This window comes from Streptomyces taklimakanensis (assembly GCF_009709575.1).
Taxonomy (GTDB): domain Bacteria; phylum Actinomycetota; class Actinomycetes; order Streptomycetales; family Streptomycetaceae; genus Streptomyces; species Streptomyces taklimakanensis.
Genome location: NZ_WIXO01000001.1, coordinates 4,109,485 through 4,132,005 on the forward strand (window position 1 = coordinate 4,109,485; position 22,521 = coordinate 4,132,005).

The following is a 22,521-nucleotide window of genomic DNA, read 5'->3' on the forward strand; positions in this document are numbered from 1 at the left end:
TCCGAACCCCTCCGTCGACGGGCCGCCGGCGGTCGACGGGAGGGCGCACGGAGTGATCCGGCCCGATCCGGGTACGCCGTGGCAAGGAGAAGGGCGCTCCCTCCCGACCGCCGCTTCCCCGGCCGATCCGGCCGGCGGCTCTCGCGGGACGTCGGCCGGCCCTTCCGAGGACCGCGCACGGGAGGGCGGCACAGGGCGGACGAGGACGGCATGACGGACGACGAGACCAGCAGGGACGGCGGAGCCACCGGACCGGGTGAGCGGAGCCGGGACGGGGGTCGGGGACGCCGCGGGGCGCCGCGGCGCGCCGTCGTCTGGGGGGCCGTCGGAGCCCTCGTGCTGGCCGCCGTCGGATTCGGAGCCCTCTACCTCAGGCTCGACGGCAACATCGCGGGCATCGACATCGAGGCCGCCCTGGGCGGCGACCGGCCCGCCGACACCCCCGGTGGCTCGATGGACATCCTCGTCCTCGGCTCCGACACCCGATCCGGCGGCAACGACCGCTACGGCCGCGACGACGGTACCGCGCGCGCCGACACGGCGATGATCGTGCACGTCAACGAGGCGCGCGACCGGATGGGCATCGTCTCCGTCCCCCGCGACACCCTCGTCGAGCGGCCCGAGTGCGCCAGGACCGACGGTGGCACGGCTCCCCCCGCGCGGCGGGCGATGTTCAACACGGCCTACGAGATCGGCGGACCGGTGTGCGCGGTGAAGACCGTCGAGTCGATGACCGGCATCCGCATGGACCACTACGTCGAGATCGACTTCATCGGCTTCGAGAAGGTGGTCGACGCCCTCGACGGTGTGCCGATCACCACCACCGAACCGATCGAGGACGAGGACAGCGGGCTCCGCCTGGACGCCGGGCGGCACACGCTGGACGGGGAGCAGGCGCTGGCCCTGGTCCGCACCCGCAAGAGCGTCGGCAACGGCAGCGACCTGGCGCGGATAGACCTCCAACACGTCTTCGTGAGGGCCTTCGTCGACCGGGTCGGGGAACTGGGGGTCCTCTCCGACCCCGGGCGGCTCTACCGGGTCGCCGACACCGCCACCTCCGCCCTGACCACCGACGCCGACCTGGCCTCCACCGCCGACCTGGTCCGGCTGGCCGAGACGTTGGAGGGCATCGACTCCGAGGACGTGCGCCTGGTCACCCTGCCGGTGCGCCAATCGGCCGCCGACCCCAACCGGGTGGTGCCGATCGGGGAGCGGACCGAGCGGATCTGGGCGGCGTTCAGGGCGGACCGTCCCATCCCCGAGTCCGTGACCGAGGGATCGGCCGCCGAGAGGGCGGAGGGGGCGCAGGACGTGGGGAAGGCCGGCCGGCGGGCGGAATAACGGCCGTGGCCCCCTGGTTTTGGGAGGTACGGCCAGTAGTGGCAGACTGGTGCGTCGGTCCCGGTTCACGCGTAGGCAGTGATTCCAGCGAACCTCCGCGCCCGCCATCGGACGCGAGGAGCCGGCGCGACCCGGAACCCTCCCGCAACCTAGGAGAGACCTTGAAGCGCGACATCCACCCGGAGTACGTGGAGACCCAGGTGAGCTGCACCTGCGGTAACTCCTTCACCACTCGCAGCACCGTCGCCGGCGGCACCATCCGCGCCGACGTGTGCTCCGCGTGCCACCCGTTCTACACGGGCAAGCAGAAGATCCTCGACACCGGTGGCCGCGTGGCCCGCTTCGAGGCCCGCTTCGGCAAGAACGCCGGGTCGAGGAAGAAGTAGCGACCCCGAACGCCGGCCCTCGGCCGCCCCTCACGGGCGGCCGGGCCGGCGTTTTGCCGTCCCGGCCGGCCGTCCGCCCGGCGCCCCCTTCCGCACGTTCCGTCCCACACGAAGGACCCCACGATGTTCGAGGCGGTCGAGGAACTGATCGGTGAGCACGCCGACCTCGAGAAGAAGCTCGCCGATCCCGCCGTCCACGCCGACCAGGCGAACGCGCGTCGGCTGGGCAAGCGCTACGCGGAGCTGACCCCCATCGTCGGCGCCTACCACGCCTGGAAGGCCACCGGCGAGGACGTCGCCGCGGCCCGTGAGCTGGCTGTCGACGACCCGGACTTCGCGGCCGAGGTCAAGGAGCTGGAGGCGCGGCAGGAGGAGCTGACCGAGAGACTGCGGCTGCTGCTCGTCCCGCGCGACCCCAGCGACGACAAGGACGTCATCCTGGAGATCAAGGCGGGCGAGGGCGGTGAGGAGTCAGCGCTGTTCGCCGGCGACCTGCTGCGCATGTACCTGCGCTACGCCGAGCGGCGGAACTGGAAGACCGAGATCATCGAGGCCAACGAGTCCGATCTCGGCGGCTACAAGGACGTCCAGGTCGCGGTGAAGGCACGCCAGTCCTCCGGGGGAGGGGCGGCCGTCGAGCCCGGCCAGGGCGTGTGGGCCCGGTTGAAGTACGAGGGCGGCGTCCACCGCGTCCAGCGGGTGCCCGCCACCGAGTCCCAGGGGCGCATCCACACCTCCGCCGCCGGTGTCCTCGTCCTCCCCGAGGCCGAGGAGGTCGACGTCGAGATCAACCCCAACGACCTGCGGATCGACGTCTACCGCTCCTCCGGGCCCGGCGGCCAGTCCGTGAACACCACCGACTCCGCCGTCCGCATCACCCACGTGCCCACCGGCATCGTGGTCTCCTGCCAGAACGAGAAGAGCCAGCTGCAGAACAAGGAGCAGGCGCTGCGCATCCTGCGCGCCCGGCTGCTGGCGGCGGCCCAGGAGGAAGCGGAGAAGGAGGCGTCGGACGCGCGCCGCAGCCAGGTGCGTACGGTGGACCGGTCCGAGCGGGTGCGCACCTACAACTTCCCGGAGAACCGGATTTCCGACCACCGGGTCGGCTTCAAGGCGTACAACTTGGACCAGGTACTGGACGGCGACCTGGACGCGGTGATCCAGGCGTGCGTGGACGCCGACTCGGCGGCCAGGCTCGCCGCCGCACGGTGACCGCCGCGGCCACCGCGCACGGTGGCGGGACGGCCGCGGCCACGGATGGACGGCCGGGCCGCCGACGAGGCCCGTACGGGACGGGTGGAGGACGAGGAACGTGAACGTACTGCTCGCCGAGGTGGCCCAGGCCACCCAGCGGCTCGCCGACGCCGGAGTGCCCTCCCCGCGCTTCGACGCGGAGGAGCTGGCGGCGTACGTGCACGGCGTCAAGCGGGGGGAGCTGCACCGGGTGGCGGACTCCGACTTCGACGCCCGCTACTGGGAGGTCGTGGCCCGTCGGGAGGCCCGCGAACCGCTCCAGCACATCACCGGACGCGCCTTCTTCCGCTACCTGGAGCTCCAGGTGGGCCCCGGCGTGTTCGTGCCCCGCCCCGAGACCGAGTCCGTGGTGGGGTGGGCGATAGACGCCGTGCGCGCGATGGACGTCGCCGAGCCGCTGATCGTCGACCTGTGCACCGGTTCCGGCGCCATCGCCCTGGCCATGGCGCAGGAGGTGCCGCGCTCGCGCGTGCACGCCGTCGAACTGGACGAGGACGCCCTTCGGTGGGCCCGCAGGAACACCGAGGGTTCCCGCGTCACCCTGCACCACGGCGACGCGCTGACCGCCCTGCCCGAGTTGGACGGCCAGGTCGACCTGGTCATCTCCAACCCGCCCTACATCCCGCTCACCGAGTGGGAGTACGTCGCCCCCGAGGCCCGCGACCACGATCCGCAACTGGCCCTGTTCTCCGGCGAGGACGGCCTGGACGTCATCCGCGGCCTGGAACGCACCGCGCACCGGCTGCTGCGCCCCGGCGGCCTGGTGGTCGTCGAGCACGCCGACACCCAGGGCGGCCAGGTGCCCTGGATCTTCACCGAGGACCGCGGCTGGGCGGATGCCGCGGACCACCCCGACCTGAACAACCGGCCCCGTTTTGCCACAGCCCGCAGGGAGGTGCCGTAAATGGCACGGCGTTACGACTGCTCCGACGCGACCGACCGCGCCACCGGTCTGCGTGAGGCCACCTCCGCGGTCCGCCGCGGCGAACTCGTCGTGCTGCCCACGGACACGGTCTACGGGATCGGCGCCGACGCCTTCACCCCGGAGGCCGTCGGCGACCTGCTGGAGGCCAAGGGGCGCGGGCGCAGCATGCCCTCGCCCGTCCTGATCGGCTCGCCCAACACCCTGCACGGTCTGGTCACCGACTTCTCCGAGCAGGCCTGGGAGCTGGTGGACGCCTTCTGGCCCGGCGCCCTCACCCTGGTCGCCCGGCACCAGCCCTCGCTGACCTGGGACCTGGGCGAGACCCACGGCACGGTCGCCGTCCGCATGCCGCTGCACCCGGTGGCCATCGAGCTGCTGACCGAGACCGGCCCGATGGCGGTGTCGTCGGCGAACCTCACCGGCCATCCCGCCCCGCAGGACTGCGACGCGGCCCAGGAGATGCTGGGCGACTCCGTCTCCGTCTACCTCGACGGCGGCCCCACCCCCGCCTCGGTGCCCTCCTCCATCGTCGACGTCACCCGTCCGGTGCCCCGGCTGCTGCGCGAGGGCGCGATCGGTGTCGAGGAGCTGCGCAAGGTCGTACCCGACCTCGAGGCCGCCAGTTGACTCCGTCCGACGGGGCGCCCGAGGAACATGGCATACCGGTCTTCCGCATCCTCCACGTCTCCACCGGGAACGTCTGCCGCTCGCCCATCACCGAGCGGCTGACCCGGCACGCCCTGGTGGACCGGCTCGGTGACGAGCGGGCCGGCGGACTGGTCGTGGAGAGCGCGGGGACGTGGGGGCACGAGGGCGCCCCGATGGAGGAGCACGCCGCGGAGGTCCTGCTGGAGCACGGCGCGGACCCCTCCGGCTTCCTCGGCCGCGAGCTGCTGGACGAACACGTCATCCGTGCCGACCTGGTGCTGACCGCGACCCGTGACCACCGGGCCCAGGTGATCTCCATGGGGCACTCCGCGGGACTGCGCACGTTCACCCTCAAGGAGTTCACCCGGCTGGTGCGGGCCATCGATCCGGCCACCCTGCCCGAGCCCGACGGCGACGGCCGCGTGGTCGAGCGGGCCCGCGCGCTGGTGCGCGCCGCGGCGGCGCTGCGCGGCTGGCTGCTGGCGCCCAGCGCGGAGGCCGACGAGGTGTACGACCCCTACGGCGCCCCCATCACGTACTTCCGCAGCGTCGGCGAGGAGATCAGCGCGGCGCTCGACCCGGTGGTCACCGCCCTGACGGGGGTTCCCGCGCGCGCATGAGGGGCCGGAGGGGGAAGACGGGAGGCGGGGCGGCACGGGCGGTGCGCGACCGTCCGTCGCGGCCCGGTTGTCTAAGGTGTGGTGTCCCGGGTGCGCGCCCGGGAGTCTGCGAGTGTTCTGGGGAAGTCGTGCGTACAGCGTTCTTCGGGGGGACGAGCCTCCCCCCGGCCCCGCCGGGAAGGCCCCCGGCGTCCCCTGCCGAGCGGGGCGCCCCGTCCGTCCGAGAGTCCTGGGGGATCCGTGCGTGAATACCTGCTGACGTTGTGCGTCACCGCCGCGGTCACCTACCTCCTCACCGGGCCGGTACGGAAGTTCGCCATCGCGGCGGGCGCGATGCCCGAGATCCGCGCGCGCGACGTGCACCGCGAACCGACGCCGCGGCTCGGCGGCATCGCCATGTTCGGCGGCCTGTGCGCGGGCCTGCTGGTGGCTTCCCGGCTCACCAACACCGGTGACGTCTTCACGCTCTCCGACGAGCCCCGCGCGCTGCTGGCCGGGGCCGGTCTCATCTGGCTGCTGGGCGTCCTGGACGACAAGTGGGGCGTGGACGCCCTGGTCAAGCTCGGTGGGCAGATGATCGCCGCGGGCGTGATGGTCTGGCAGGGCCTGACGATCCTGTGGCTGCCCATCCCGGGCGTGGGCAACGTGGCCGTGACGCCGATGCAGGGCACGCTGCTGACCGTCGCGCTGGTCGTCGTCACGATCAACGCGGTGAACTTCGTGGACGGCCTGGACGGTCTCGCCTCCGGCATGGTCTGCATCGCCGCGGCGGCGTTCTTCGTCTACGCCTACCGGATGTGGTACGGGCACGGCATCGAGGGAGCCGCTCCCGCCACCCTCTTCGCCGCGGTCCTCATGGGCATGTGCCTGGGCTTCCTGCCGCACAACATGCACCCCGCGCGGATCTTCATGGGCGACTCGGGCTCGATGCTCATCGGCCTGGTGCTGGCCGCGGGCGCGGTGTCCATCACCGGACAGATCGACCCGGACCGGATCACCGAGTCCGAGGGGTCCGTCCGCTCCGGCGTGTACTCCATGGTGCCGGTCTACATGCCGGTGCTGCTGCCGCTGACGGTCATCGCGGTGCCCATCGCCGACCTGGTGCTGGCGGTGGTGCGGCGCACCTGGCGGGGACAGTCGCCGTTCGCGGCCGACCGGGGCCACCTCCACCACCGGCTGCTGGAGATCGGGCACTCGCACAGCCGGGCCGTGCTGATCATGTACTTCTGGTCGGCGCTGATCGCCTTCGGTGCCGTCGCCTTCTCGGTGCGGTCCTCCAGCCTGGTGATCGTGCTCGCCATCGTGCTGCTGAGCGCGGTGGGGCTGGTGATCCTGCTGATGCCCCGCTTCACCCCGCGGGTGCCGCGCTGGGCGCAACGGCTCGTTCCGCCGCGCTACCGTGTTCGGGCGTCCAGGGCGTCCGGGGAGCGGGGGGACGACGCGGACGGGAGCGCGGAAGCCGGGGCCGGCGGGCGGCCCGGTGGGGCGACCGCGCTCGGCGAGTACGATCGTCCGGCGCGGGAGGGTCGCCCCAGGGCGGACAGCCGCTCATAGCAGCCCCATCGGCGTTCGTCATCGCGAAGCACCGCTGGTTACCCCGCATGTGTGACGGTCCGCACACGAACTAGGTAAAGACCTCATCAAATAGTTTGTGATACCGTTCACGAGTCCGGCGAGAAGGTCGGTGGCCTCCCAGAACTCCCGATCCGTGGTTCCGCGCCGCCGGATGACGGTCACTTTCGAAGGTCACGCCACGCCCCCCGTAGACCACCCTGCTGGAGCACCGTTTATGCAGTCGAACGACGCCCGAATCCTTCGTGGCGCCGCGATTCCCTCCGCCTGCGTCGGCCTGGCCGGCGTGATCGTCGGCGCGGTCGTCGCGGGGGGCGAGGGCGCCCTGGGAGCGGGCCTCGGCACCGTGCTGGTCATCGCGTTCTTCGGTGCGGGCCTCCACGTGCTCGGTCGGATCGGACGGAAGTGGCCCGAGCTCCTCCTCGGAGCGGGATTCCTGGTCTACACGACCCAGGTCGTCGTCATGCTCCTGCTGCTGAAGTTCCTGCGGGGCGCGACCTTCATGGACGGCCGTGTGTTCGGCCTCACAGTGCTGGCCTGCCTCCTGGTGTGGCTCGCGGCCCAGGCGTGGACGCAGACTCGGATCAAGTCCCTGTACGTGGAGCCCGCCGAGAGCGGTGGGACCTCCCCGAAGCCCTCCGCCGCGGAGTCCCGCACGTGATCCGGAGCCGTGTGGAGACCCGAGGCAGGGGCGGGACGAAGTCCCCTCCGACGGGCTGCTATCGTCCGACGCCGAGAGGGCCGCGAGCCTTGGAGAAGGCGCTGTGCGGGACAGCGCCGGACGCTCCTCGCCTCTTCCCGGGCCGTCCTGCCGCCGCGCCGGCCGGTTCCCTCCCGCTCACCCCAGTCCAGTGCCGCCCCGTGGCCCAGCGCCATGCCGACACCCCGAGGTAGCCGTACCCATGCGTCCGATCGAAGGAGCTCGCGGTGAGTAGTGACCAGTTGCTCGCCTTCGAGACCGACTGCCACCTGTTCAAGGGCTGTGGTTTCGAGGCCCCCAGTGTGTGGTCGTTCATCTTCGACCCGATCGCCGAGGTCGGCGGGGTCGAGATCAACAAGCCGATGCTGCTCGCCTTCATCGGTACCTTCGCCATCCTCGGCTTCTTCTGGGCGGCCTTCGCCAACCCCAAGGTGGTCCCCGGCAAGCTGCAGATGGTCGCCGAGGCGCTCTACGAGTTCGTGCGTCGGGGCATCGCCCGGGAGGTGATCGGAAAGAAGGGCGACGCCTTCATCCCGTTCCTGGTGTCGCTGTTCTTCTTCGTGTGGATGCTGAACCTCTGGGCGATCATCCCCATCGCCCAGTTCCCGGTCAGCGCGATCATCGCCTACCCGGCCGGCCTCGCGTTGGTCGTCTGGATCACCTACATGACGGTGACGTTCAAGACGAACGGCTTCGTCGGCGGGATCCGCAACCTCTGCGTCCCCGGCGGCCTGCCGAAGCCGATCTACGTGCTGCTCACGCCGATCGAGTTCGTCTCCAACATCTTCGTGCGGCCCTTCACGCTGGCGGTCCGGCTCTTCGCGAACATGTTCGCCGGCCACATCCTGATCCTGATCTTCACGATCGCCACCTGGTACATGCTCGGCACCTTCCTCGGCACCCTCTACGCGACCGCCTCGTTCGCGATGACGATCGTGCTCACGGCCTTCGAGCTGTTCATCCAGGCGCTGCAGGCCTACGTCTTCACCGTGCTGACCGCGACCTACCTCTCCCAGGCGCTGGAGGAGGCGCACTGACGAGACGGGGCCGCGGTCCCCTCCAGCCACCACCCGCCCAACCCCCAGACGTCCGGTGGACCAACCACCCACCGGCCCACCAAGAGAAGGAACCCAAGGAATGTCTGCTCTCGAGACCCTCGCTGCTGTCGAAGGCAACGTCGGCACCATCGGCTACGGCCTCGCCGCGATCGGCCCCGGCATCGGCATCGGCATCATCTTCGGTAACGGTGTGCAGGCCATCGCCCGCCAGCCCGAGGCCGCCGGCCTCATCCGTCAGAACATGCTGCTCGGCTTCGCCGTCGTCGAGGCCCTGGCGCTGATCGGCTTCGTCGTCCCGTTCATCCTCTGACGAAGCCGCAAACGGAACCGACGAAAGGTCCATCATGATGAACCTGGCAGCTTCGGAACCGCAGTCCCCGCTGCTTCCGGTCTGGCCCGAGGTCGTCATCGGCCTGATCGCCTTCGGCATCGTCTTCTTCGTCTTCGCCAAGAAGCTCCTCCCGGCCATCAACAAGGCCCTGGAGGAGCGTCGTGAGGCGATCGAGGGGGGCATGGAGAAGGCCGAGGCTGCTCAGGCCGAGGCGCAGCAGACGCTCGAGGAGTACCGAGCCCAGCTCGCCGAGGCTCGTCACGAGGCCGCGCGCCTGCGCCAGGAGGCGCAGGAGCAGGGCGCCACGCTCATCGCGGAGATGCGCGCTGAGGGCCAGCGGCAGCGTGAGGAGATCATCGCCGCGGGGCACGCCCAGATCGAGGCCGACCGTCGGCAGGCGGCCCAGTCGCTGCGCCAGGACGTGGGCAAGCTCGCCACCGACCTGGCCGGCAAGCTGGTCGGCGAGTCCCTCGAGGACGTCGCCCGGCAGAGCCGCACGATCGACCGCTTCCTCGACGAGCTCGAGGCGAAGGCGACCACCGCCGAGTCCTCCGGGGTCGCCCGATGAACGGAGCGAGCCGTGAGGCACTGGCCGCAGCCCGTGAGCGACTGGACGCGCTGACGGACTCCACGTCCGTCGACGCGGCCAAACTCGCCGACGAACTGGCCGCGGTCACCGCGCTGCTCGACCGCGAGGTGTCGCTGCGCCGGGTCCTCACCGACCCGGCGCAGCCCGGCGAGGCCAAGGCCGAGCTGGTCGGACGCCTGCTCGGCGGTCAGGTGGGCGGGGAGACGGTCGACCTGGTCTCCGGCATGGTCCGCTCCCGCTGGTCGCGCTCGCGCGACCTGGTGGACGCGGTCGAGCAGCTCGCCGACGTGGCCGACCTGATCGCCGCCGAACGCGACGGCAGCCTCGACGACGTCGAGGACGAGCTGTTCCGGTTCTCCCGGACTCTCGCCTCCTCGGCCGAGCTGCGGGCCACCCTCGCCGGCAAGGGGGCCGGCGAGGCCCTCAGGGACGCCAAGACCGAGCTGTTGCGCCGGCTGCTCGGCGGCAGGGCCCGCCCCGCCACCGAGCGACTGATCGTCCGCCTGGTGCGCCAGCCGCGTGGTCGTAGTCTTGAAGGAGGGCTCGAAGCCCTCTCCAGGCTGGCCGCGGAGCGCCGGAACCGTTCGGTCGCGGTGGTCACCACCGCGGTACCTCTCAGCGACCACCAGAAGCAGCGCCTGGGCGCCGCCCTGGCCAAGCTGTACGGCCGTGAGATCCACCTCAACCTCGACGTGGACCCGGCGGTCCTCGGCGGGGTCAGGGTGCGGATCGGTGACGAGATCATCGACGGCACCATCGCCGACCGCCTCGAAGAGGCGAACCGGCGGATGGCGGGCTGACACAGCGGCCTGCGGACACCGTGCCGTAGGCACACACCAACTCAAGAAGCAGTACTGGCGGCCCGAGTTGGGCCGTAGCAGACACATACGGGCCCAACAAGGAGAGCAGGGAACCCAGATGGCGGAGCTCACGATCCGGCCGGATGAGATCCGGGACGCGCTGGAGAACTTCGTCCAGTCGTACAAGCCGGACGCGGCCTCGCGCGAAGAGGTCGGGACGGTCAGCGTTGCCGGTGACGGCATCGCGAAGGTCGAGGGCCTTCCCTCGACCATGGCGAACGAGCTGCTGAAGTTCGAGGACGGCACCCTCGGCCTCGCCCTCAACCTCGAGGAGCGCGAGATCGGCGCGGTCGTCCTCGGAGAGTTCAGCGGCATCGAGGAGGGTCAGCCGGTGCGCCGCACCGGCGAGGTCCTCTCCGTCGCGGTCGGCGACGGGTACCTCGGCCGTGTCGTCGACCCGCTGGGCAACCCGGTCGACGGCCTCGGCGAGATCGAGACCGAGGGCCGCCGCGCCCTCGAACTGCAGGCCCCCACGGTCATGCAGCGCAAGTCGGTGCACGAGCCGATGGAGACGGGCTACAAGGCCGTCGACGCGATGACCCCGATCGGCCGCGGTCAGCGTCAGCTGATCATCGGTGACCGCCAGACCGGCAAGACGGCCCTGGCCATCGACACGATCATCAACCAGCGTGACAACTGGCGTTCCGGCGACCCGAACAAGCAGGTCCGCTGCATCTACGTCGCCATCGGCCAGAAGGGCTCCACCATCGCCTCCGTGCGCGCGGCGCTGGAGGAGACCGGTGCGCTGGAGTACACCACCATCGTCGCCGCCCCGGCGTCCGACCCGGCGGGCTTCAAGTACCTGGCCCCCTACACCGGCTCGGCCATCGGTCAGCACTGGATGTACCAGGGCAAGCACGTCCTGATCATCTTCGACGACCTGTCCAAGCAGGCCGACGCCTACCGCGCCGTCTCCCTGCTGCTGCGCCGCCCGCCGGGCCGTGAGGCCTACCCGGGTGACGTCTTCTACCTGCACTCCCGGCTGCTGGAGCGGTGCGCCAAGCTGTCGGACGAGATGGGTGCCGGTTCGATGACCGGTCTGCCGATCATCGAGACCAAGGCGAACGACGTCTCGGCGTTCATCCCGACCAACGTCATCTCCATCACCGACGGTCAGTGCTTCCTGGAGTCCGACCTGTTCAACGCGGGCCAGCGCCCGGCGCTGAACGTCGGTATCTCGGTCTCCCGCGTCGGTGGTTCGGCCCAGCACAAGGCCATGAAGCAGGTCTCCGGCCGGCTCCGCGTGGACCTCGCCCAGTTCCGTGAGCTGGAGGCGTTCGCCGCCTTCGGTTCCGACCTGGACGAGGCCTCCAAGGCGGCGCTGGAGCGGGGCAAGCGCATGGTCGAGCTGCTCAAGCAGCCGCAGTACGCGCCGTACCCGACCGAGAACCAGGTCGTCTCCATCTGGGCCGGCACCACCGGTCGCATGGACGACGTGCCGGTGGAGGACATCCGCCGCTTCGAGCGCGAGCTGCTGGACCACCTGCACCGCGAGCGCAAGGACCTGATGACCGGCATCCGCGAGGGCGGCAAGATGTCCGACGACACCCTCGAGTCCCTCTCGGACGCCGTCGTCTCCTTCAAGAAGCAGTTCGAGACCTCGGACGGCAAGCTGCTGGGCGAGGGCTGATCATGGGCGCGCAGGTCAGGATCTACAAGCGGCGGATTCGTTCCGTCAGCGCGACCAAGAAGATCACCAAGGCGATGGAGATGATCTCCGCCTCGCGCATCGTCAAGGCACAGCGCCAGGTGGCCGCGTCGACTCCGTACGCCGACGAGCTGACCCGGGCCGTCACCGCCGTCGCCACCGGTTCCGACACCCGGCACCCGCTGACCACCGAGGCCGAGAAGCCGACCCGGGCCGCGGTCCTGCTCATCACGAGCGACCGCGGTCTGGCCGGCGGGTACTCGTCCAACGCCATCAAGGCCGCGGACCGGGTGACCGAGCGGCTGCGGGAGCAGGGCAAGGAGGTCGACACCTACATCGTCGGCCGCAAGGGCGTGTCCTACTACAGCTTCCGCGACCGGAAGATCGCCCGGTCGTGGACGGGCTTCACCGACCGTCCGAGCTACGCCGACGCCAAGGCCGTCGCCGGACCGCTGATCGAGGCGGTCCAGACGGAGACCTCCGAGGGCGGCGTGGACGAGCTGCACATCGTCTTCACGGAGTTCGTGTCGATGATGACGCAGAACCCGGTCGGGAAGCTGCTGCTCCCCCTCAGCCTCGACGAGGTCGAGGAGGAGGCCGGGAAGAAGGAGCAGCGGGTCCGTCCGCTGTACGACTTCGAGCCGTCGGCCGAGGACGTCCTGGACGCCCTGCTGCCGCGGTACGTCGAGAGCCGGATCTACAACGCCCTCCTCCAGTCCGCCGCCTCGGAGCACGCCGCCCGTCGGCGCGCGATGAAGTCGGCGACGGACAACGCCGAGGAACTCATCAAGTCGCTCACGCGGCTTGCCAACCAGGCCCGTCAGGCCGACATCACCCAGGAAATCAGCGAGATCGTCGGTGGTGCCAGCGCGCTGGCCGACGCTTCTGCGGGGAGTGACTGACAACTATGACCACCACTGTTGAGCCGACCGCTCCCGCCGGCGTGGCCACCGGCCGCGTCGCGCGGGTCATCGGCCCGGTCGTCGACGTGGAATTCCCCGTCGACGCGATGCCGGAAATCTACAACGCGCTGACCGTCGAGGTCTCCGACCCGGCCGAGGAGGGTGCCAAGAAGACCCTCACGCTCGAGGTCGCCCAGCACCTGGGCGAGGGGGTGGTCCGTGCCATCTCCATGCAGCCCACCGACGGTCTGGTCCGCCAGGCCCCGGTGACCGACACCGGCCGCGGCATCTCCGTCCCGGTCGGCGACGTGACCAAGGGCAAGGTCTTCAACACCCTGGGCGAGGTCCTGAACGAGGACCCGTCCTCGGTCGCGGGCGCCGAGCGCTGGGACATCCACCGCAAGGCCCCGGCCTTCGACCAGCTCGAGTCCAAGACCGAGATGTTCGAGACCGGTCTGAAGGTCATCGACCTGCTGACCCCGTACGTCAAGGGCGGCAAGATCGGTCTGTTCGGCGGCGCGGGCGTCGGCAAGACCGTCCTCATCCAGGAAATGATCATGCGTGTGGCCAAGCTGCACGAGGGTGTTTCCGTGTTCGCCGGCGTCGGCGAGCGCACCCGTGAGGGCAACGACCTCATGGTGGAGATGGAGGAGGCCGGCGTCCTGGACAAGACCGCGCTGGTCTTCGGCCAGATGGACGAGCCCCCGGGCACCCGTCTGCGCGTGGCGCTGGCCGGTCTGACGATGGCGGAGTACTTCCGCGACGTCCAGAAGCAGGACGTGCTGTTCTTCATCGACAACATCTTCCGCTTCACCCAGGCCGGTTCCGAGGTCTCCACCCTGCTGGGCCGCATGCCCTCCGCGGTGGGCTACCAGCCGAACCTGGCGGACGAGATGGGTCTCCTGCAGGAGCGCATCACCTCCACCCGCGGTCACTCCATCACCTCGATGCAGGCGATCTACGTGCCCGCGGACGACCTGACCGACCCGGCCCCGGCGACGACCTTCGCCCACCTGGACGCCACCACCGTTCTGTCGCGTCCGATCTCGGAGAAGGGCATCTACCCGGCGGTGGACCCGCTGGACTCCACCTCCCGGATCCTGGACCCGCGCTACATCTCGCAGGAGCACTACCAGTGCGCCACCCGCGTCAAGGGGATCCTGCAGAAGTACAAGGACCTCCAGGACATCATCGCCATCCTCGGCATCGACGAGCTCGGCGAGGAGGACAAGCTGGTCGTCCACCGCGCCCGTCGCATCGAGCGCTTCCTGTCGCAGAACACCCACGCGGCGAAGCAGTTCACCGGCCTGGACGGATCGGACGTTCCGCTGGACGAGTCGATCGCCGCGTTCAACGCGATCGCGGACGGCGAGTACGACCACTTCCCGGAGCAGGCGTTCTTCATGTGCGGTGGCCTGGACGACCTCAAGGCCAAGGCCAAGGAGCTGGGCGTCTCCTGACGTCCGGCCCGGCGGCGGGGGGCGGGTCGTCCGCCCCCCGTCACCGCACCCCGTTATCCTGTGAAAACCCCAGTTTCGAGGAGCCACTGTGGCTGAGCTGCACGTCGAGTTGGTCGCCGCGGACCGCAAGGTCTGGTCGGGCAAGGCCAGCCTGGTCGTCGCGCGGACCTCGTCGGGTGATATCGGCGTCATGCCCGGCCACCAGCCGCTGCTCGGTGTGCTGGAGTCGGGCCCGGTGATGATCCGTACGACCGGCGAGAGCGGGAACGGCACCGTCGTCGCCGCGGTGCACGGCGGCTTCATCTCCTTCGCGGACAACAAGCTGTCGCTGCTCGCGGAGATCGCGGAGCTGTCCGAGGAGATCGATGTCCAGCGCGCCGAGCGCGCGCTGGAGCGGGCGAAGGCGGAAGCGGACGCCGCCGCCGAGCGGCGCGCCGAGATCCGACTTCGGGCCGTGGCGGGCGCACACTGAGGCCCGCGCGCGTGTACGTACCTCAGCCGCGGATCGCGCCGGAGCATCGCTCCGGGTGCGGTCCGCGGCTGAGGTGATATCGGCTGCGGTACGGACGGACGAGGCGAGGAGGTCGGTGAAGATGGTCCTCGCTCTCGTGCTGGTCGGAGCGGTGCTGGCACTGGTGCTGCTGGGACTGTTCGCGTTCGGGCTGCGGCGGCGCCTGATCCAGCGGTCGGGCGGCACCTTCGACTGCAGCCTGCGGTGGGACGCGCCCGGGCCGGGCGGGAGCGCCGGCGCCGGCGGCAAGGGCTGGATCTACGGAGTCTCCCGTTACAGCGGGGACCGCGTCGAGTGGTTCCGGGTCTTCTCCTACGCGCCCAGGCCGCGCCGGCTGCTGGAGCGCGAGGCGATCGAGGTGCTGGAGCGACGGAGGCCCGAGGGTGACGAGGAGCTGGCTCTCCTGTCCGACTCGGTGGTCCTGGCCTGCTCACACCGGGGGACGAGGGTGGAGCTGGCGATGAGCGAGGACGCGCTGACCGGTTTCCTGGCCTGGTTGGAGGCGGCACCCCCCGGGCAGCGGGTGAACGTGGCCTAGAGCGTGTCTCTTTGATCGGTTGGCCAGTTGATCGGATGTGTCCGTCCGATGGGTGATCCCTGATGCGATGTGGGATCGGAGCGAGCCGCTGACGCCGTCCTGGCGGACCGCGCGTGTTCATCCCGCGCGATCCGGAATCACCTTCGACGACGCGGAATCCGCGCTGTCGTCCCCCAGCCGTCCGACCGGCTCGGCCACCGTCTGCGGCCAGGCCCCGGGAGCTGTCCAGCCGATCATGTGACTGTCACCTGGGCGGATCGTCGTCTTGTGTATGGGGCGGGGTGATCTGTCGGATGCGGAGTGGGAACGGCTGCGGCCTTTCCTGCCGGTGAGCAACACGGTCGGTGCGGGCGGTGGCGTGATCACCGACAGGTGATCGACGGGATTCTGCGCCGATTTCGGACCGGGGCGCAGTGGCGAGGTCCGCCGGAACGGTTCGGGCCGTGGAAGACGGTCTACGAACGCCACCGGCTGTGGTCGGCCGACGGAACGTGGGAGCGTCTGCTCCAGCAGGTCCAGGCCGCGACCGACGCCGCAGGCGAGATCGACTGGGACGTCTCGGTCGACCCCACCATCGTGCGGGCGCACCGGCATGCGGCGGGTGCCCGCACCGACCCACCGCCGGCGCCCGCTTCAAGGGAGGCCGAGGGGCCAGCACACCAGGACGAAACGCCGTGGCAGAGACCGCACGCCCGCCTGGTGGAGGTGGCGCGGGAGGGGAGGGCCTGGGTCGCTCGCGGGGCGGGTTCTCCAGCAAGCTCCACCTGAGCGCGGACGGTCGCTGCCGGCCGCTGTCCCTGATCGTCACCCCGGATCAGCGGGCTGACCGCACCCAGTTCAAGCCGGTGCCGGAGAAGATCCGCGTCCCGAAACCCGGGCCGGGCAGGCCCCGCAAAAGGCCCGACGGCGTCGCCGCTGACAGGGCACACAGCAACGGGCCCTGTCCGTGAGTACCTGCGGCGTCGGGGTATCCGGCACACGATCCCGGAGAAGACCGACAGCCGGGCCGCCCGCCTGCGCGAAGGCTCACGCGGCGGACGGCCACCAGGCTTCGGCGAAGAGCGGTGCAAAAAACGCAACACCGTCGAGCGAGCCGTCAACCGACTGAAACGACACCCGGGCGGTGGCCATTCGCTACGACAAGCACCGCTACGTCTACCTGGGCACCATCACCGCAGCGGCTCTCGTCATCCGGCTCCGCACGTGATCACCTCAATCGCCCTGGAGGTCGGCATGTACATTGTCTCGTCGTGATCGACAGTGTGGGCGGGCGAGTCGTCGCCGACAGGTACGTGCTCGCCGACCGACTGGGCAGTGGCGGCATGGGCACGGTGTGGCGTGCCTGGGACCATCTGTTGCAGCGGACGGTGGCCGTCAAGGAACTTCATGCCATTGGCGGCGGGTACGAGCAGCAGGCGGCGATGAGGCGTGTGCTGTCGGAAGCGCGGGCGATCGCCCGGGTGACGCACGCGCATGTCATCGACATCTACGATCTGGTGGAGTTCGACGGCGGTCTTTGGATCGTCATGGAACTGGTGCCGGGTGGTTCGCTGAGTGAGCGAGTGCGAGTGAGCGGGCTCCTGTCACCGGTGGAGACCGCCCGCGTCGGCCTGGAGATCCTGTCCGCGTTGGAGGCGGTCCACGCGGCCGGTGCGCTGCACCGTGACGTGAAACCGGCCAACGTGCTTCTGCGCGCGGACGGCAGCAGCGTGCTCACCGACTTCGGTATCGCCGCCCTGTCCGGTCACACAGGTCTCACGGGCACGGGGGGCGTGGTCGGCTCGGCCGAGTACATGGCCCCGGAACGCCTGCGCGATCAGCCCGCCGGACCGGCCAGCGATTTGTTCTCCCTCGGCGTCACCCTGTGTTTCCTCGCCTCCGGTCAGACCCCCTTCGCCCGCGGGGACCTCACGGCCACCTCGTTCGCCGTCGCCTTCGAACCGCCCTCCGTCCACGTCCAGGGCCCGCTGGGCGACGTCATCGAGCAGTTGCTGGACAAGGACCCGGCCAAGCGCCCGTCCGGCGCACAGCTCGCGGACGCGCTGCGATCGATCGTCGACGGAGCTCCCCGAGCGGTGCAGGCGACACTGCGGCAGCCGGTGCCGCCGACACGCGCGAACCGGCGCCGCACGGCGATCACGGGGGCGATCGCCGTGGTGGTGCTCCTCACCGGAGCGGGCGTGACCGCATACGTCGCTGGAGACGACCCCGGCTCTGGTTCGTCCCACCGGACCGGGCAGGCGTCCACCGGTGCCCACGCAGGCTTGCGTGTGGACTCGGTGGCGCCGGTTCCGGGTGTGCGGGGCAGGTTCTGGGTGTTCTCCGGCAGCGAGTACATGGTCGTCGAGACGGGTGCGGACCCGGCGTCGGCGCGGCGGGTGAGCGGGCCTGCTCCGATCGCGCAGTGGCGCAGGACGTTCGGCGGACTGGACCGCTTCACGAACAAGATCGACGCTGTCCTGCCGGTTCCCGGTGACGACCACCGCTTCTGGGTCTTCTCCGGCGACCAGTACCTGCTCGTCCACATCGCCGGCGACCGCTCCGGCAAGGGCCGCCTCCAAGAGCCACGCCCCCTCACCGACTGGAGCAACAGCATCGGCGAGGCCCCGGGCTTCTCGCATCGTGTGGACGCGGTGATGCCGGTTCCGGGTGTGCGGGGCAGGTTCTGGGTGTTCTCCGGCAGCGAGTACATGGTCGTCGAGACGGGTGCGGACCCGGCGTCGGCGCGGCGGGTGAGCGGGCCTGCTCCGATCGCGCAGTGGCGCAGGACGTTCGGCGGACTGGACCGCTTCACGAACAAGATCGACGCTGTCCTGCCGGTTCCCGGTGACGACCACCGCTTCTGGGTCTTCTCCGGCGACCAGTACCTGCTCGTCCACATCGCCGGCGACCGCTCCGGCAAGGGCCGCCTCCAAGAGCCACGCCCCCTCACCGACTGGCCGTCCTTGAAGCCGTTGCGGACGGATTGAACCAGCCAGGCCGGTCACGTGACCGGAACGCGACGGTCACAACATTGCCGACACGGGAGGAAGGCCGGTCTCCGTGAGTTACCCGGCAGTTACATGATCGGCCGGACAGCTCCTGGTGTGGTCCCGTGGTCCGCGTTCCGTCCCGCGCCCCGGTGTTCCTCTCGCGCTTGTGGACGGAAGGAACCGGGGAGACGGCTCGTGAGCCGTCTCCCCGGTCCTCCTGTGGGGGTCGCGAGGGTCGGTCCGTCGACCGACCGGTGTCAGCCGTTCAGACCGTTGTGGATGGCGGTGACCAGCTCACCGTCGGCGGTGTCACCGCTGATCTCCCAGAAGAAGGCTCCGCCCAACCCCTGCTGCTTGGCGTAGTCCATCTTCCCGGCGATGGTGGCGGGGGTGTCGTAGCTCCACCACTCGTTGCCGCAGTGCGCGTACGCGGTGCCGGCGATGGTGCCGTTGGCGGGGCAGCGGTTCTTGAGGACCTTGTAGTCCTCGATGCCCGCCTCGTGGGTGCCCGGCGCGGCGCCGGTGGCGGTGCCGCCGGGCTCCTTCTGGGTCACGCCGGTCCAGCCGCGGCCGTAGAAGCCGATGCCCAGCAGCAGCTTCTCGGCCGGGACGCCCTTGGCCTTGAGCTTCTGGATCGCGGCGTCGGAGTTGAACGCCTGGTTGGGGATGCCGGGGTACGACGTCAGCGGCGAGTGGGGAGCGGTCGGGCCGGTCTTGTCCCAGGCGCCGAAGTAGTCGTACGTCATCACGTTGTACCAGTCGAGGTACTGGGCCGCGCCGCCGTAGTCGGCCGAGTCGATCTTGCCGCCGCTGGAGGCGTCGGCGGTGATGGCGGCGGTGACGAGCTGGTCGCCGAACTCGGCGCGGAACGCCTGGGCCATGGTTTTCATCACGGCCGGGCCGCTGGTGTCACAGGTCAGACCGCAGGCGTTGGGGTACTCCCAGTCCAGGTCGATGCCGTCGAACAGCCCCTGCCAGCGCGGGTCGTTGACCAACTGGTGGCAGGACTTGGCGAACGCGGCCGGGTTCTTCATGGCGTCGGGGAAGCCGCCGGACCAGGTCCAGCCGCCGAAGGACCACAGGACCTTGATGTGCGGGTACATCTTCTTCAGCTTCAGCAGCTGGTTGAAGTTGCCGCGCAGCGGCTGGTCCCAGGTGTCGGCCTTGCCGTCGACGCTCTGCTCGGCGGTGTAGGCCTTGTCCGTGGCGGCGAAGGCGTCGCCGATGGTGCACTTGCCGCCCTGGACGTTGCCGAAGGAGTAGTTGATGTGGGTCAGCTTCTCGGCGGAGCCGGAGGTGACGATGTCCTTCACGTGGTAGTTGCGGCCGTAGATGCCCCACTCGGTGAAGTAGCCCAGGTTGATGTGCTCCCCGGGCTCGCCTCCGCCGTCGCCGCCGGAGGTCCTGACGGTGACGGCGCCGCTCGCCGGGCCGGTCTGGCCGGCGGTGTCGCGCGCCACCACCGAGTAGGTGTAGGAGGTGCCCGCCGTCAGCCCGGTGTCGGTGTACGTGGTGCCGGTGACGGTGGCGACCGTGGCGCCGTTGCGGCGGACGTCGTAGTCCTTGACGCCCTTGTCGTCGGTCGCGGCGCCCCAGCTCAGCTTGGCCGAGGTGTCGGTGATGTCGCTCGCCGTGGGGGTGCCGGGGGCGGAGGGCGGCGCGTCGTCGGGGGTGCCGCCGCCGGAACCGTCACAGGGGCGCCCGTTGAGGGTGCAGTTCGAGGGGGAGCCGCCGCCGGTTCCGTTGAAGCCGAAGCTGACGGTGGCGCCGGGGGTGAGGGTGCCGTTCCAGCCCCGGTCCTTGGCGGTGTGGGTGTTGCCGGATTTGGTGACGGTGGCGTCCCAGGCGGAACCGACCGTGGTGCCGGTGGGGAAGTCCCACTTCAGCGTCCAACCGTTGATGGTGGTGTCACCGGTGTTCTTGATCGTCCACTTGCCCTCGAAACCGCTGCCCCAGTCCGAGACTCTGGAGAAGGTGGCGGTCGCCTCCTCCGCCGCCTGGGCCGGGGAGGCCAGGGCGACCATGGCGCCGAGGGGCATCAGCAGCGCGGCGGTGGCCGCGAGGGCCTTGCGTCTGATCCGTTGTGCGGTGGTGTTCGTTCTCAAGAGCGCTCCTCGCACAGGGCCCGGCACCGGGCCGGACCGTCGGGGGGTGGTCTGCGCCGCTCGTGGGGGGTGCCATGAACATGGCATGGGCGTGCAGCTGACGGGAGCGTAGAATGGTCTGGACCACCGGTCAATAGGTCTGTACCAAAGTCGAGGTCATCCCCCGCGGACGCCCAACTCCTGCGCCAGCACCGCCGCTTGCACCCTGCTGCGCAGCTCCAGCTTCGCCAACAACCGGCTGACGTGCGTCTTCACCGTGGCCTCCGCCATCGTCAACCGTACGGCGATCTCGGCGTTGGACATCCCCTCGCCCAGACACGCCAGCACCTCCCGCTCGCGGCGGGTGAGGACGTCCACCACCGAGGGGTCGGTCCCGGCCGTCCCCCGCCGGCCGACCGAGGAGGAACGGCCGAACTCCCGGATCAGCCGGCGCGTCACGGCCGGGGCGATCACGCCCTCGCCGCGCGCCACCGTCCGCACCGCCTCCACCAACTGCGCCGCCTCGCTGTCCTTGAGCAGGAAGCCCGCCGCGCCCGCGCGCAGCGCGCCGAAGACGTAGGAGTCGAGGTCGAACGTGGTCAGCACCAACACGTCCGCCAGCCCCTCGGCCACCACCCGCTCGGTCGCCGACACCCCGTCCAGCCGCGGCATGCGCACATCCATCAACACCAGGTCCGGCCGCAGTTCACGAGCGAGCCGCACCGCCTCCTCGCCGTCGACCGCCTCCCCGACGACCTCGATGTCCGCCGCGCCGCGGAGGATGAGGACGAGCCCCGCGCGTACGGCCGACTGGTCCTCGGCGACGAGCACCCGGATGGTCATGCGCCCTTCCTTCCCCTGGAGTTCGAGTTCCCGCCGCCCTGGGCGGCGGGCCCCCCGTGGACGGGCAGCACCGCCCGCACCTCCCACACCGTCCGGCCGTCGCGCCCGGTGACCGGACCCGCCGAGAAGGAGCCGCCCAGCAGCCCCACCCGCTCCCGCATCCCGATCAGGCCGGCGCCCGACCCCGGCGCGCGGGGACTCGGCCGGCCCTGGTACGGGCTGGTGACGGTGACCGTCAGGGGGCCGCCCCCGGCCGCGTCCAGACGGACGGACACCTCGCCGGGCGCGGCGTGCTTGAGGGCGTTGGTCAACGCCTCCTGGATGATGCGGTAGGCCGCCAGTTCCACGGGCGCGGGCAGCGGCCCGCCGGGCCGCTCGTCGCGCAGTGCGAAGGACACCCCTCCGGCCGCGCCGTGTCTCCGGGCGTGTTCCACCAGTGCGTCCAGGCCGTCCAACGTCGGGGCGGCGGACGGTTCCTCCTCGCCCTCCGAGCCCCGCAGCAGGCCGATGAGGCGGCGCATCTCGGCCAGCCCCTGCACGCTGTTCTCACGGATCACGGCCAGGGCCTGCCCGGTCGCGGCGCGGTCGTCGAGCGACTGCGCCGCGGTGGCGTGGATGGCGATGGCGGAGAGGTGGTTGGCCACCACGTCGTGCAACTCGCGAGCCATCCGGGCGCGTTCGGCCGTGACGGCCTGGACGCGGTCCATCTCCGCGAGCAGGGCGGTCTGCTCGGCCCGCAACCGTTCGGCGACGGCCCGGTCGCGGTGGTCGCGGACGACGACTCCGGTGAAGGCCGGACCGGCCCAGACCAGTCCTCCCAGGAGGCCGGCGGTGAGCGCCTCGGGCACGCCCTGGACGAGGAGCGCGGTGGCGGTGCCGGCGGCTGTGAGCAGGACACCGACTCCGGGCACCCTGCGGGCCGTGCTCGACGGGCCGTAGAGCACCGCCGCGTAGACGACGTCGCCGAACATCAGCAGCGTGGCCAGCAGCGAGCCGAGCGCCAGGTCGACGGCGAGCGCCGCCGTCGCCACCCACAGGGCCCAGGGCTGGGCGATTCGGCGCAGCAGCTCCGCGGCGCACATCGCGACCAGCGGTGCCAGGCAGAGGGCGGGCGGTCGTCCGCCGCCGGAGAACGCGGTGGGCAGCCCCAACCGCCACTGCGCCAGACCGCCCAGCAGCCCGGCGACGGCGATCAGCACGTCGTCGCGGTGCGGGCGGGGCAGAGGGGGACGAACGCTCACACCACCATCCAACACGTCCCGACGGAGCCCGTGCCTCC

Annotated in this window: 21 protein-coding genes and 2 pseudogenes; 20 read left to right on the plus strand and 3 right to left on the minus strand. The window is 70.7% G+C overall.

All coding sequences use genetic code 11. The features are described 5' to 3' along the window. The first annotated feature begins 210 nt into the window (after nt 1-210). The 20 genes and pseudogenes from F0L17_RS18310 to F0L17_RS18405 all read left to right on the plus strand — a co-directional run bounded on the left by F0L17_RS18310 (nt 211) and on the right by F0L17_RS18405 (nt 18,312). On the plus strand, nt 211-1,341 hold the full coding sequence (locus tag F0L17_RS18310) for an LCP family protein (RefSeq protein WP_155071921.1): 1,131 nt from the start codon (nt 211-213) through the stop codon (nt 1,339-1,341). A 161-nt stretch (nt 1,342-1,502) separates the two neighbouring features. Continuing rightward, nucleotides 1,503-1,727, plus strand: a complete 225-nt coding sequence (gene rpmE / locus F0L17_RS18315; protein WP_155071922.1) for a 50S ribosomal protein L31 — start codon at nt 1,503-1,505, stop codon at nt 1,725-1,727. A 123-nt stretch (nt 1,728-1,850) separates the two neighbouring features. After that, nucleotides 1,851-2,939, plus strand: coding sequence for a peptide chain release factor 1 (gene prfA, locus F0L17_RS18320; protein ID WP_155071923.1), 1,089 nt, complete (start codon nt 1,851-1,853; stop codon nt 2,937-2,939). Nucleotides 2,940-3,039: 100 nt separating this feature from the next. After that, complete coding sequence (gene prmC / locus F0L17_RS18325) at nt 3,040-3,885, plus strand: peptide chain release factor N(5)-glutamine methyltransferase (RefSeq protein WP_162466372.1); 846 nt, start codon at nt 3,040-3,042, stop codon at nt 3,883-3,885. After that, entirely contained in the window at nt 3,886-4,533 is a 648-nt protein-coding gene (locus tag F0L17_RS18330) for an L-threonylcarbamoyladenylate synthase (protein WP_155071924.1), read from the plus strand. Then, nucleotides 4,530-5,174, plus strand: a complete 645-nt coding sequence (locus F0L17_RS18335; RefSeq protein WP_155071925.1) for an arsenate reductase/protein-tyrosine-phosphatase family protein — start codon at nt 4,530-4,532, stop codon at nt 5,172-5,174. The genes F0L17_RS18330 and F0L17_RS18335 overlap by 4 nt, the downstream gene beginning before the upstream one ends. 240 nt (nt 5,175-5,414) lie before the next feature. Further along, nucleotides 5,415-6,728, plus strand: coding sequence for an MraY family glycosyltransferase (locus F0L17_RS18340; protein ID WP_162466373.1), 1,314 nt, complete (start codon nt 5,415-5,417; stop codon nt 6,726-6,728). Between the two features lie 235 nt (nt 6,729-6,963). Then, the gene (locus F0L17_RS18345) at nt 6,964-7,407 is read left to right on the plus strand and encodes a Cg1360 family ATP-synthase-associated protein (protein ID WP_155071926.1); all 444 of its coding nucleotides are present in this window, start codon (nt 6,964-6,966) and stop codon (nt 7,405-7,407) included. 266 nt (nt 7,408-7,673) lie between these two features. Next, nucleotides 7,674-8,483 carry a F0F1 ATP synthase subunit A gene (gene atpB, locus F0L17_RS18350; RefSeq protein WP_162466374.1) on the plus strand — a complete coding sequence of 270 codons (810 nt, stop codon included), beginning with the start codon at nt 7,674-7,676 and terminating at the stop codon, nt 8,481-8,483. A gap of 100 nt (nt 8,484-8,583) precedes the next feature. Further along, nucleotides 8,584-8,814, plus strand: a complete 231-nt coding sequence (gene atpE / locus F0L17_RS18355) for an ATP synthase F0 subunit C (protein WP_155071927.1) — start codon at nt 8,584-8,586, stop codon at nt 8,812-8,814. 34 nt (nt 8,815-8,848) lie between these two features. After that, nucleotides 8,849-9,403, plus strand: a complete 555-nt coding sequence (locus F0L17_RS18360; protein ID WP_155071928.1) for a F0F1 ATP synthase subunit B — start codon at nt 8,849-8,851, stop codon at nt 9,401-9,403. Further along, nucleotides 9,400-10,224, plus strand: a complete 825-nt coding sequence (locus F0L17_RS18365) for a F0F1 ATP synthase subunit delta (RefSeq protein ID WP_155071929.1) — start codon at nt 9,400-9,402, stop codon at nt 10,222-10,224. Before F0L17_RS18360 ends, F0L17_RS18365 begins: the two co-directional genes overlap by 4 nt. A 118-nt stretch (nt 10,225-10,342) precedes the next feature. Next, nucleotides 10,343-11,914: a F0F1 ATP synthase subunit alpha gene (gene atpA / locus F0L17_RS18370; RefSeq protein ID WP_155071930.1), complete on the plus strand. Its 1,572-nt coding sequence runs from the start codon at nt 10,343-10,345 to the stop codon at nt 11,912-11,914. 2 nt (nt 11,915-11,916) lie between these two features. Beyond that, a complete protein-coding gene (locus F0L17_RS18375; RefSeq protein ID WP_155071931.1) occupies nt 11,917-12,834 on the plus strand; it encodes a F0F1 ATP synthase subunit gamma in 918 nt (305 codons plus the stop codon). 5 nt (nt 12,835-12,839) lie between these two features. Then, nucleotides 12,840-14,294, plus strand: a complete 1,455-nt coding sequence (atpD, locus tag F0L17_RS18380) for a F0F1 ATP synthase subunit beta (RefSeq protein ID WP_155071932.1) — start codon at nt 12,840-12,842, stop codon at nt 14,292-14,294. An 88-nt stretch (nt 14,295-14,382) separates the two neighbouring features. After that, nucleotides 14,383-14,766, plus strand: a complete 384-nt coding sequence (locus tag F0L17_RS18385) for a F0F1 ATP synthase subunit epsilon (protein ID WP_162466375.1) — start codon at nt 14,383-14,385, stop codon at nt 14,764-14,766. 121 nt (nt 14,767-14,887) lie between these two features. Beyond that, the gene (locus F0L17_RS18390) at nt 14,888-15,343 is read left to right on the plus strand and encodes a DUF2550 domain-containing protein (RefSeq protein WP_155071933.1); all 456 of its coding nucleotides are present in this window, start codon (nt 14,888-14,890) and stop codon (nt 15,341-15,343) included. 102 nt (nt 15,344-15,445) lie between these two features. Continuing rightward, nucleotides 15,446-15,541: pseudogene (locus F0L17_RS18395) on the plus strand (IS5/IS1182 family transposase); the annotation flags it as partial. Nucleotides 15,542-15,614: 73 nt separating this feature from the next. Next, nucleotides 15,615-16,550 (plus strand): annotated as a pseudogene (locus F0L17_RS18400) (IS5 family transposase). Nucleotides 16,551-16,593: 43 nt separating this feature from the next. Next, nucleotides 16,594-18,312, plus strand: coding sequence for a protein kinase domain-containing protein (locus tag F0L17_RS18405; protein ID WP_155071934.1), 1,719 nt, complete (start codon nt 16,594-16,596; stop codon nt 18,310-18,312). A 260-nt stretch (nt 18,313-18,572) separates the two neighbouring features. Here the strand turns inward: F0L17_RS18405 and F0L17_RS18410 are convergent, their stop codons facing one another. The 3 genes from F0L17_RS18410 to F0L17_RS18420 form a co-directional block, all read right to left on the minus strand. Beyond that, nucleotides 18,573-20,354, minus strand: a complete 1,782-nt coding sequence (locus tag F0L17_RS18410; RefSeq protein ID WP_238420691.1) for a glycoside hydrolase family 18 chitinase — start codon at nt 20,352-20,354, stop codon at nt 18,573-18,575. 222 nt (nt 20,355-20,576) lie between these two features. Beyond that, nucleotides 20,577-21,242, minus strand: coding sequence for a response regulator (locus F0L17_RS18415; protein WP_155071936.1), 666 nt, complete (start codon nt 21,240-21,242; stop codon nt 20,577-20,579). Then, entirely contained in the window at nt 21,239-22,483 is a 1,245-nt protein-coding gene (locus F0L17_RS18420) for a sensor histidine kinase (RefSeq protein ID WP_338018135.1), read from the minus strand. Before F0L17_RS18420 ends, F0L17_RS18415 begins: the two co-directional genes overlap by 4 nt. Nucleotides 22,484-22,521: the final 38 nt, after the last annotated feature.